5 protein-coding genes are annotated in these 2,935 nt (G+C 36.8%); 3 read left to right on the top strand and 2 right to left on the bottom strand.

Going from position 1 to position 2,935, the window contains the following annotated elements; translation table 11 throughout:
• On the top strand, positions 1-361 hold a 361-nt coding region (locus V7024_RS11360; RefSeq protein WP_335519764.1), incomplete at its 5' end, for a CotO family spore coat protein.
• Between the two features lie 53 nt (positions 362-414).
• On the opposite strand, the gene V7024_RS11355 is transcribed toward V7024_RS11360, so the two are convergent.
• Positions 415-861, bottom strand: a complete 447-nt coding sequence (locus V7024_RS11355) for a CotY/CotZ family spore coat protein (protein ID WP_335519761.1) — start codon at positions 859-861, stop codon at positions 415-417.
• A 135-nt stretch (positions 862-996) separates the two neighbouring features.
• Here V7024_RS11355 and V7024_RS11350 point away from each other — a divergent pair, with 135 nt between their 5' ends.
• On the top strand, positions 997-1,356 hold the full coding sequence (locus V7024_RS11350) for a DUF1360 domain-containing protein (protein WP_098915797.1): 360 nt from the start codon (positions 997-999) through the stop codon (positions 1,354-1,356).
• 64 nt (positions 1,357-1,420) lie between these two features.
• Positions 1,421-1,624 (top strand): cytochrome C oxidase subunit III, encoded by a 204-nt coding sequence (locus V7024_RS11345; protein WP_335519756.1) that lies wholly within the window; start codon positions 1,421-1,423, stop codon positions 1,622-1,624.
• 106 nt (positions 1,625-1,730) lie between these two features.
• Here V7024_RS11345 and V7024_RS11340 read toward each other — a convergent pair.
• Positions 1,731-2,935: ATP-dependent helicase (locus V7024_RS11340; protein ID WP_335519753.1), on the bottom strand; the 1,205-nt coding region annotated here is incomplete at its 5' end.

The raw sequence follows: 2,935 nt of genomic DNA, 5'->3' as shown, positions 1-2,935 counted from the left end.
ACGTGATGAGCAAGAGCAACGTGATGAACAAGAGCAAAGTGACGAACAAAAGCAAAGTGATGAACAAGAGCAAAGTGATGAACAAGAGCAAAACGATGAGCAGTATACAGAATCTTTAAGTAGCACATGGCAGAATAAAGCATTTCGAGATATGAATAATGAAGAGAAAGTTTATTTCTTGTTAAATCGACCACATTATATACCAGGTGTGAAATGTATGGTGAAAACAAAAAAAGCTTCTTATGTAGGGGTTATTGCTTCTTACGAAAATGGGGCACTGCAAATGGTAGTACCTAATCAAGTTGGGGATTTTTTACTAAATATAGAGGATGTCGTGTCGATTCGTATGATGGGGCTATAATGTGGAAAAGGTGGTAGGATTCCTACCACCTCAATAGTTTTTTTGTTTACATATTATACGCCTGCAACGTGTGTGTCACGTAAGCATTGAACTGCACAGAAACAATTTAAATCAACAGTTACAACGGAATTTGTTGCTTGTAGTGTAGCAGTAGGTGTGTTTAAAAAGTAAGAAATTGGATTTTGACCAGGTGGTACATTTGGTACCTCCAATACTCGTAATACTGCATAGCAGACATCCACGCTTTCTACGCGTAAAATAGAAGAATGACCCTCTAAATCAGTAGCAGGAATATATCCACTGAATGCAGTTCCTTGGCTGTTAAATAATATAAATGGGCGCGTATTTGCAAGTCTCGAACCTTGATGTGCACCTAGGAATGGAACATCGCAACCTGTTGGGCATGTGCTTGTTGCACAATCTTGTAATTCATTGATGAAGTTTACAACATCACATACGCAATTGATGGTAATTCCCTTCTTGTCATCATTGTTACCCATTCTTTTCACTCCTTATCATAAGTTTTGATTACACTAATAGAATATTGAATGCGAGGTAAATCGGTTACTGCTCTCAAGTTGTTTTTTTCAAAGGATAAGCCTGTATTTATCTGAAAAGAAAAGGGGATGGGGAACTTGTTTTTTGAGAGTTGGCTTATGTTTTTTATTTTTTCGTGTGCAGTATTTCGGTTAACACGCCTTTTGGTCTTTGATAAGATTACATCTTTTATACGTGCGCCTTTTATTGAAGAAATACAGATTACAGAAGAGGATGGTTCAGTTTCAACGTATATGAAAATAAAAGAAGCAGGTTTACGTAAATTTATTGGGGAATTGTTAAGTTGCTATTGGTGTACAGGAATATGGATGAGCGCTCTATTGCTTTTATGTTATGAATGGATTCCGAAAGTAGCAGAGCCTATTATTTTGTTGTTAGCAGTTGCTGGGGCTGCAGCGATTATTGAAACGATTGTAATTCGATGGCTGAATGAGTGAGAAATGAAGGCACGAAACAAAAAGGTTGTTCATATAGTAAAGAGAGCGTTGAAAAATAGAGGAGATGTTTGCCATGGCGAAGTATCAGCAACCAAATCCATATAATAATCTTCAATATTGGTATCAAATGCAGCAACAGCAACAAGGGCAGCAGGAAGAGCAACAACAAGAGCAACAACAAGAGCAGCAAGAATGGCAGCAACTGGAACAGCAAGGATATGTGAAGAAAAAAGGTTGTAACTGTGGTGGGAAGAAAAATAGGTATTAATAAATAATGAAACATATAAATAATGAGTCTGCTTTTGAACAAAAAATACCCTGTTTNNNNAAACAGGGTATTTTTTGTTTTATTTTATAAAGCTTCAAGTCATTTGTTATTTTGTTTTTTGTAGGTCATCTCTTGTCAAAAATAAAAATCTCGAAACATCAAGTTTTTTTCCTCTAAAAAACTGCGGAGAAGAAATGTATAATTCTTCTTTTGCTCGCGTAATTGCCACGTATGCTAAGCGTCGTTCTTCTTCTAATGCCTCGGAGGTATCGGTGACGCGGTCGTTTGCATCTTTTAATGATGAAGAATGTGGTAATATTCCATCACTTGCACCGAGTAAGAAAACGCATGGAAATTCAAGGCCTTTGGCGTTATGAATTGACATAAGCGAGACAGCATCTTGCTGGGCTCTTGTTTTTAAGGCTTCCATTTCTTTTTGACTTTGTATCGCTGTGTTTACAAAGTCTAAATACGCTGGAATGTCGGAAAAGCGATTTGCAGATTCAATGAGCTCTTCAAGCATTTCTTCTTGTATTTCTTTTTGCATTGTGAAAGAAGAACGGTCATTGCTTTGCAGATATTCTAAATATTGTCCTTTTCCTTTAATAATTTCTTTTAATGCATTTTTCGGTTCAAGTTCTTTAATAAATTTTAGAAAATCAATACGATCATTGATTTTCTTTACTTGGAACGATTTTAAATTCGGATTCAGTAAAAGAAAATGTAAAAGGGAAGGGAAACGTCCTTCACCGTATTTCCATTGTTCTCGTTCAATAAATGATATACATTCATCGCGTCCGATATACATCGTTGGCAAAATACTTGCGAGTGATTCTAATCGAAATGGTTCAAAGGCCAACCGCAGTTGATCTAATACCGGTTTAATAAGCGAGTGTTCATAAAATGATTGGCTTACCCCGTATTTGACGAACGGTATTTTATGAATCGTAAGCTGATCGAGTAAGGAGCGGCTTACAGAATGTGTCCGGTATAATAAGCAAAAGTCTGTATAGCGTCGCTGACCACTTGCTACTTTATCTTGAATCAGTTGCAGTATTTGATTTGCTTCATCCAATGTTGTTGCTGGTCTTGAATAAAACGGCTGCACGCCTTCTTCGTGAACGGAGTACAGTTCTTTGTTAAATCGTTCTTGATTTAGCTTAATGACTTCATTACCAAGGCCAACAATAAATGGGTTCGAGCGATAATTTGTATTTAAAGTAATAATAGTTGTATCATCAAATTCTTTTGGAAAAGAAAGGATAATTTGATGACTGGCTCCGCGCCAGCCGTAGTAGGGTAAGAACCCAG

This window comes from Bacillus sp. JJ864 (assembly GCF_036963045.1).
Classification (GTDB): Bacteria; Bacillota; Bacilli; order Bacillales; family Bacillaceae_G; genus Bacillus_A; species Bacillus_A pseudomycoides_C.
Note: the sequence above shows the minus strand (reverse complement) of the source record. Positions and strands in the feature narration are given on the sequence as shown.